Here is a 989-nt window from a genome sequence, read left to right as displayed (position 1 = left end):
CGCGCGACAGGCGCGCGAGCGCGTCCGCGGTGGGCCAGTTGCTTCGCCTCGCGCAGCACGCGGTAGAAGCTGGACTCGCTGGCGAGGTACTCCCCACGGTCGGCCAGGGCCGGCACCAGTTGCTTGGGACTCATGTCCCGGAACTCCTCCCTATTGGCGAGCGCGAGGATGCGCTGGCGCTCGGCCTGCGTGAGTCGGTTGCCCGGAGACGTCCGAGGTCCGCAGCGCCTGTCCTGCGCCGTCGCGGGACGCCTCCAGCGTTGCACCGTGCGCGGCACCAGTCCCAGCCGCTCGCAGGCGGCCTCCAGCGTCGCGCCCCGCCTCATGGCCTCGTCCACCAGGGCCAGCGTCACTTCTCGCTCGGCTCGTCCGGTGCGTCGTCCTCGCCGCCCCGGCGGCCCTCGTCCCAGCCCATCGCCTGAAGTTTTTTTTCGAGGAAGAGCAGCGCCCCAGCCTCCGCCAGGGCCTTCTCCTTGCGGTGCAGCTCCCGCTCCAGCTCCTTCACCCGCTTCTCGCTCGCGGCCAGGCGCCTGCGCTGGCCCGCCGTGAGAGGCCCCGAGGCAGCTGCCTCCGCGCCTGGCTCCAGCGCTCCAGCGGCGGCGTCCCGCCATGCACGCAGCTCGCCTTCATGCAGCCCCTCGCGCCGCAGCAGCGCGCCCAGGGCCTCGTCCTCAAGGCCGTGGGCCGCGGCCACCACGCGCAGCTTCTGCTGGGCAGTCCACTTCTTCGGGGCGGCGGGGACGGGCTTCTCGTCGGGCATGGCGGCCGCCACCCTACGCGCCTCCCGTAGCCACATCGAGAGGGTCGGTTGCGTCACGCCCACCTGCTTCGACAGCTCTGTCGCCGTCATCGCTGGGGGCCCCAGCATCCGCTTCACCATCTGACTCTTGAATGCGTCCGTGTACGGCACCGTCGTTTTCCTGCTCGCCCCGCTCAAGGTGGTCACCTCGGCTGCTCAGCCGAGGCGACAACTACGCTGACACTGGGGG

At 71.6% G+C, this 989-nt stretch carries 2 protein-coding genes; both read right to left on the bottom strand.

Features of this window, described 5'->3' with window-relative positions; all coding sequences use genetic code 11:
- A partial coding sequence (locus tag D7X96_RS39115; protein ID WP_147468525.1) for a helix-turn-helix domain-containing protein occupies positions 1-353 on the bottom strand: 353 nt, incomplete at its 3' end.
- The gene (locus D7X96_RS39110) at positions 350-910 is read right to left on the bottom strand and encodes a transposase (RefSeq protein ID WP_121770417.1); all 561 of its coding nucleotides are present in this window, start codon (positions 908-910) and stop codon (positions 350-352) included. The genes D7X96_RS39110 and D7X96_RS39115, both read right to left, overlap by 4 nt.
- Positions 911-989 lie beyond the last annotated feature (79 nt).

This window comes from Corallococcus interemptor, assembly GCF_003668875.1.
GTDB classification, from domain to species: Bacteria; Myxococcota; Myxococcia; order Myxococcales; family Myxococcaceae; genus Corallococcus; species Corallococcus interemptor.
The sequence above is the reverse complement of the archived record's forward strand: the minus strand, read 5'-3'. Positions and strand labels throughout refer to the sequence as shown.